This window comes from Vibrio sp. 10N.222.48.A3, assembly GCF_041475345.1.
GTDB classification, from domain to species: Bacteria; Pseudomonadota; Gammaproteobacteria; order Enterobacterales; family Vibrionaceae; genus Vibrio; species Vibrio tasmaniensis_A.
Window position 1 is genome coordinate 12926 of the sequence record NZ_JBFRVX010000238.1, and the last position, 5922, is coordinate 18847.

The following is a 5922-nucleotide window of genomic DNA, read 5'->3' on the forward strand; positions in this document are numbered from 1 at the left end:
CTGCCTAAATCTACCGTGAAGATTGAAGTGAAAAATGATTTGGATGCGAATACTTCAGAAGGAAGCTTCGTTATCAACGAGCCAGCATTGTCTGAATTTATTGGGAAGTTAAAACCGACTGAATCAGCCAATCAATTTCAGTTTGTGGATGGCGAGAATGTTTGGGTGTTCAAGATTGGTGATGATAGTGTAGTTTCCTACACGCTCAGTAAGCGCGAAGGCTAAGTTCAGTAATTCCAACCTACATTTCTGTTATGAGTTATGTGGGTTGTCGAATGACATTGTTCACCTAACTGTGCCTAGTCACCGCCAATAAGCCCTTATCACTCTCAATTACAGGCAAGTAATGACGGAAATCAGTCATTTAGATCATTTGGTATTAACCGTGAAAGATTTACAAGTTACGGTCGATTTTTACCAACGGGTACTTGGAATGAAGCCTATCGAATTTGGCGAGGGCAGGTTGGCGTTGTCATTTGGGACGCAGAAGATCAATTTACACCTCAGCGGTAGCGAGTTCGAGCCGAAGGCAAGGCGTGTGCAGGTCGGTAGTGCAGACCTCTGCTTTGTTACCAATACACCAATGGCTCAAGTTGTCGAACATATCAAATCGCAAGGAGTCGCGATAGAAGAAGGGCCCGTACCACGAACAGGTGCAATAGGGAAAATTGTCTCTGTTTATATTCGTGATCCTGATGGCAACCTGATTGAGCTCTCGAATTATTAGTCTTAGGCACTAAACCTGTACGCTTTTGTTTACTCTTCAAGAACGCGACTTTTTGTGTTTACTCCGCTTATCACTGGATGTCGTCAGCCAAACAAAATACAATCGAACAATGCTTTATTGAGGTTATGTTTATCATTATGGTGAGACACTTACTCACATTCATCGTTAGCCTGTTTTTTTTAACCGCTTGCTCCACAACGAGTAATGAGCAAATCGAAGAGAAGACACTGACCAACGAAAACACTTTGTCGAACACTGTCGAAGAAGATACGGATCTAAATGTCATTGCTGAGTCTACTGATGAGATAAATGCGGATTTAGTTAAAGACTCAAATATAAGCGGCAAGACGCAAGCTGAATCAGTTGGAGCTCCTCAAGCTAATGCTACGCAAGAAAGCACATCTCAAGTAACCGTTAAACAAGCGACCGAAGATCAAGTCGAGACCGATAATGAAAAAGGGCTTGGAAGTTACCTATTACTTAACAATGAGCCGACTAAGAAAGTGATTAAATCTCTAGAAGGCGTGACAGACGCATTGAACGTCATGACGTTTGGGATATTTGCCACTGGTAATGGTTAAACCGTTAACCAAGAACACTAACCTAATAGATAGAATGAGACGTGAAGGCGAGCCAAGTGGTTCGTCTTTTTGATCTTACAAACCTTGTCGTCGTTGCATTTTATATGCATTGATCGCTTATCAAGCCGCTCAGTCAGGGGACAGTCAACAAAGTAGGAAATTACTCGTTCTGGAAGGGAGTCGCCGTATTTACTGTGTTTGACTTGTTCTATACATCTAGGGTTCTAATACTCATCCCAAAGTAAGCAATGAAATCTAATCTTACAAAGACAACCCTTATATTCACTTGTGAGCATAGTAAGATGTTTGCTGTTAGGTTCGGTTTAGGTATCAATATTCTAGGGAAGAAATATGAACAACAAGAGTGTGTTTTTAAGCGTCGCGATGGTGATGTTATCTGCTCAAGCAAATGCATCTGATGTGAACCATGAGTCTGTCTCAGATGGTGTTATCGCAGAACAAAGAGCTAAGCTTTCTGAAAACACCCAAGGGCAAGGTTTTGGCCCGCAAGCCCCACGAGATTTGGGTTCATTAGAAGGAACAAATACCAGACTGTTTTCGGATGCCCCTGATTCAACAGCAATGAACTTATGTAATATTCACTTCCATAAGAACGCTGAGCATAAAGGCGGTGAGTTTACTCAATACGCTGGCAACGGTGATGGTAAGGGATTCCAGAGTGGATTTAAATACACAGGCAAGTTGAGTTCAGCTGAGCTGAAACCATTTGAGGGCAAGGTTTGTCCGAGCGCTCATGGCTCTTTGCATTCAGGTGACACCATCGAAGTGCATTATGTGTACTCGACAGCACAAGTTGAACCGGGTGAAACACTGGGCGCTTGTTTTAACGATGCAATTACCAACCCGCAACTGCGTGTAGAAACCCAAGTTTACGTATTAGTGAATGACGACAAAGCACTCGATTTCGAAGCATTGGCGAAACACTCTAAAGTGGATGGTTTGCACCAAGCAACCAACATTCCACAAGATACTGGCTCAGCGATTCAATACGCAGGTTCTACAACAGGCCCTGGTTATAATGAACAAGGTTCGCCCTTCCAAGTAACATGGAGCGTTCGTCCACAAGTCGCGAAAGTAAATATCGCGACAGTAGGTAGCTGGTGTGAAGGCAATGACTTTAACGAAGATCACGCCCACGGTGTGAGAAATATAGTCGTAAACCCTGAGTTGTTGTCACCAATATTGAATTAATCTTGTTACGTTGATTTTCGATCATTGTTTCGAAGGCGGGCCTCTAGGTTCGCCTTTTTTGTGTCTTAACGAAAAACAATTTGGTGATTGGTTTAAGTTGAAGTTTATGTCTGGGGTTAAGGCTAGGCTAGGCTTAGGCGTAGTGGGGAAATTACGTGTGACACTTATTCAAAACATGAGTTGTGTGAATCGTTTTTAGTTAAAAACGTTCTTTACCCGAATCGGAGCTCCGTGATACGTTCAAAACTTATAATGTTGAATGATATTTGAGGGACGGCAGATGTCACTAGAAGGCGCAGTTACATTCTTTATTGCCATGTTTATATTTGGTATTACTCCGGGACCTGGCGTATTTGCGATTTTGGCTCGTGGTATGGTTCATGGATGGCGCAAGTGCATCACGCTTTCGTTAGGTATGATTTGCAGTGACCTTATTTATCTTACGCTCGCCTGCTTCGGCCTAGCGACCATTGCCGAGAATTGGTCGATTGCGTTTGAGGTGATTCGCTACGTTGGTGCAGCTTATTTGATTTACTTAGGCTATAAGATGTTTAAGAGCTTACCTGAAGTGCAAGGCTCAGCTGAACTCGCTGCCAAACAGAGCCAGAAATCCGAACTCGCGAGTTTCGCGCAAGGCTTTTTGATTTCAGCTTCAAACCCTAAAGTGATTCTGTTTTATATTTCGTTCTTGCCGACTTTCATTGATCTGACAGTTCTGCGCTCACAAGATATTGTCTTGGTTTCTGGTTTAGCATCTGTTGCTCTAATGTCCGGTTTAATGCTTATCGCTGTAGGCGCGGGTAGAATGGCAGGTTTGCTAAAAACGCCACGCGCGCATAGAAGATTAAATCAAAGTGCTGGTGGAATAATGATTGCTGCTGGCTCATATTTGGCGATAAACAGATAAATACAGCTCAATTTAAATAGAAAAAGCGCGTTGCTGCCTAGTGGCAGTAACGCGCTTTTTTGTATTTACTTTCCGGTGCGGTATTCGCTTACTAAAGCAGTATTAGCGAATTGCTGCGTTAATTGAAGGCAGTAAATCGCGCTTCTTAATCACGAATCGCAAGCGAACTAACATCAGCGTAGCAGAGATACTTAAACCCGTAAGAATACCAATCCAAAATCCTTCTTCACCCATTGCTGGAACAATGTGGTCTGTTAGCCCGAGCACCATGCCCAGTGGTAATGCTAAGCCCCAGTATGAAGCGATGGCTAACATCATCGGGATCTTAGTATCTTTATAGCCACGTAATGCGCCGTTAGCAGAGGTTTGCAGAGCATCACTGAATTGATACATAGCAGTAAAGGTCAACAATACCGCTGCCGTTGCGCTTATCGCAGGATCGGTAGTGTAAAGCCTGATGATCCACTCTGGGAACAACAGGAACATCGCAACCGAAAGCAAGGAAATTAACGCTGCAACTAAGATACCGACTTTACTGCGCTCAATTGCGCCTAGTTCGTCTTTCTCACCCAAAGCGTGACCAACACGAATCGTAATACCAAACGAAATACTCATCGGAATCACGTAAGTCAGGCTCGAAATGTTAAGTGCAATTTGCGCGGCTGCCACGTTCTCTGCACCAATACGACCAATCATCAACGCGATAACCGCAAAGATACTGCCGCACACCGCGATGTTCATGCCGATAGGTAAACCTAATCTTAGAAGGTGAAGCATCTCTTTTGCTTTTGGCTTTGCATCTGAAAAGTTGATGATGGTTTTGTAGTGGTGATGACCTTTAATGTAGGAATACAGCATTCCCGACATTAGCCAATACACTAAGCTAGTCGCCCAGCCACAGCCCACAGCCCCCATTTCAGGGAAGCCAAACTTGCCGTAGATAAGCACGTAGTTGACCGGAATATTCACCAACAAACCAACCACCGAAATGATCATCGGTACTTTGGTGTTGTTCATACCCTCACAAAAGCCATTCAAGGTGTAAAACAGGGCAATACCCGGCACACCGAAGGCTAGGGCAAACGCATAGTCGCTACCAATTGGAATGATCTCAGAGGCAACCCCAATCCACTCTAAGATCGGTTTCGCACTCACTAAGTAAGCGATGAGCAAGACGCTAGCAATTAATGCCAACCAAACCATTTGGAAGAACTCAACAGAGATACTTTGAAAGTCACGTGCGCCGCGGTGGTAAGCGACTACAGGCGTTAGCGCCATAATCACGCCACGAAGTAGCAGCAACACAGGAATCCAAAGGCTAGTACCCAGTGCAATAGCGGCGAGATCGGCAGGGCTTACTTGGCCAGCCATTGTCGTATCGACAAATCCCATCGCTTGGGTCGCTATTTGAGTCAAAATAATAGGAACCGAAAGATGCATAAGCGCACCCGATTCACGAGTAAAAGGACGAAGTTTCGTTAGCATGGAAGTTCACAACATCAATATAAATACACGAATGATGGCAGGATGGCCGGTGTGCATTTTAGGATGTGCCCCGTTGGGCGGGCGACAATATAAACACCTTACCGTATAGGGTCAAGCATTGGATTTATAGGGGCTAATTTGCTCTGGAAGAACGCTAGATTTGCATGGTGTTAGATACTGTTTCTATGTACATAACCTGATGATTTTAATGTGAATCATGCTAGATAGAAAGTTTCTATATTTGCTTGTTGAATTTCAATGTACACATCATAAGTCACTGTTATGGATGAACTAAATTTAGTACAATTGATGGCATAAGAAACTAGATAGAAAAATTCTATATTAAATACAGAATTTTTCTGTCTAAGAACTGTTATATTCACAAAGGAGGGTACAGTGTTTGACGTAAAGGAATGTAAATTCCCAGAAACTACCACTGATGAGTTTTTTAAATACACATCGAAAAAAGTCACTGGCTTTGCTGGTTTACAAATACGAAACGGTGCATATGGAAGTATCTCAAGTCCTGAAAAATCAGATGGTACAATCCACTTTTGTTGCGATAAAGACTTATCAACAGAAGAGTTTTTTGATGTAGTGAGTTGGATTGAAAAAAATGCGCTAGGTGTACTGAATAAATCGCTTGAGTCTTTTGTTGAACAATATTGGTATATGCGTGATTTAGTAATCGATAGCCTGATTGATGAAAAACCTGATGATATCGTTCCTCAAATTTCAACGCATAAAGATCTTTCAAAACTTTGTGGGATTGTAGCGGTTCATATCAAAGGTGATAGTACTATGGATATTCCTCGTTTCGGAATTGAATTCGGTTGTAATTGGGAGGAAGAGCATGGCGCAGGAGCTAATTTTAAAGGTTTAGATTTAGTAGAGACTGGAAGTTCCTCGGTGGGCTTTGATTTCGAGTGATAATTCGTTGCAAAGTGAATATAACAAATGCATCAACACGATTTGCCACATTCGGCATTCTAGGTTTCTTTGAGTTTACC

At 42.8% G+C, this 5922-nt stretch carries 6 protein-coding genes and 1 pseudogene; 6 read left to right on the forward strand and 1 reads right to left on the reverse strand.

Annotation, left to right across the window (positions count from 1 at the left end; genetic code table 11):
- The 5 genes and pseudogenes from AB4653_RS08105 to AB4653_RS08125 all read left to right on the forward strand — a co-directional run.
- A pseudogene (locus tag AB4653_RS08105) lies at window positions 1-225 on the forward strand (hypothetical protein); the annotation flags it as partial.
- A gap of 121 nt (window positions 226-346) precedes the next feature.
- Window positions 347-727, forward strand: coding sequence for a VOC family protein (locus AB4653_RS08110; protein WP_032555022.1), 381 nt, complete (start codon window positions 347-349; stop codon window positions 725-727).
- Window positions 728-864: 137 nt separating this feature from the next.
- A complete protein-coding gene (locus AB4653_RS08115) occupies window positions 865-1308 on the forward strand; it encodes a hypothetical protein (RefSeq protein ID WP_032555129.1) in 444 nt (147 codons plus the stop codon).
- A 351-nt stretch (window positions 1309-1659) separates the two neighbouring features.
- Window positions 1660-2520, forward strand: a complete 861-nt coding sequence (locus tag AB4653_RS08120; protein WP_102257632.1) for a delta-class carbonic anhydrase — start codon at window positions 1660-1662, stop codon at window positions 2518-2520.
- Window positions 2521-2800: 280 nt separating this feature from the next.
- Window positions 2801-3427: a LysE family translocator gene (locus AB4653_RS08125; RefSeq protein ID WP_032555025.1), complete on the forward strand. Its 627-nt coding sequence runs from the start codon at window positions 2801-2803 to the stop codon at window positions 3425-3427.
- A 102-nt stretch (window positions 3428-3529) separates the two neighbouring features.
- On the opposite strand, the gene AB4653_RS08130 is transcribed toward AB4653_RS08125, so the two are convergent.
- Window positions 3530-4912 carry an MATE family efflux transporter gene (locus tag AB4653_RS08130; protein ID WP_032555026.1) on the reverse strand — a complete coding sequence of 461 codons (1383 nt, stop codon included), beginning with the start codon at window positions 4910-4912 and terminating at the stop codon, window positions 3530-3532.
- A 396-nt stretch (window positions 4913-5308) separates the two neighbouring features.
- Here AB4653_RS08130 and AB4653_RS08135 point away from each other — a divergent pair, with 396 nt between their 5' ends.
- Window positions 5309-5842 (forward strand): DUF6985 domain-containing protein, encoded by a 534-nt coding sequence (locus AB4653_RS08135; RefSeq protein ID WP_032555029.1) that lies wholly within the window; start codon window positions 5309-5311, stop codon window positions 5840-5842.
- Window positions 5843-5922: the final 80 nt, after the last annotated feature.